Source organism: Spirosoma sp. 48-14 (assembly GCF_001898575.1).
Classification (GTDB): Bacteria; Bacteroidota; Bacteroidia; order Cytophagales; family Spirosomataceae; genus Spirosoma.
Genome location: NZ_MKUD01000087.1, coordinates 26,199 through 26,503, shown reverse-complemented (window position 1 = coordinate 26,503; position 305 = coordinate 26,199). Strand labels below are relative to the sequence as shown.

The window sequence follows — 305 nt, the reverse complement described above, 5'->3', positions numbered from 1 at the left end:
CGCGAATAAGCCGCTACTTCCGGAATGGTCTTGATCTGTTGATCGATTCCATCGAGCATAACGTTGGTTCCCACCAGGGACGTACCGGGTTCGGAATGATAATCGAGGACAATAGACCCTTCATCCATGTCCGGCAGAAATCCGGTTTCTAACTGACTATAAATCAAGAAGACAGCCAATCCCATCGCTCCAGCCAGTCCAAGCGCGATCCAGGGGCGCTGAATGAAAATGGACAGTACGTTGCCAATGGCGGGGTGCGTAGCGGTATCTTTCTTCTTTTTCCTGTTTGATCCGAACAGACCGTA

1 protein-coding gene is annotated in these 305 nt (G+C 50.5%); it reads right to left on the bottom strand.

Translation table 11 applies throughout. The annotated features are described in order from the left end of the window. Positions 1-305, bottom strand: a 305-nt coding sequence (locus BGO59_RS35330) for an efflux RND transporter permease subunit (protein ID WP_293692253.1), incomplete at both ends; no start/stop codon positions are given.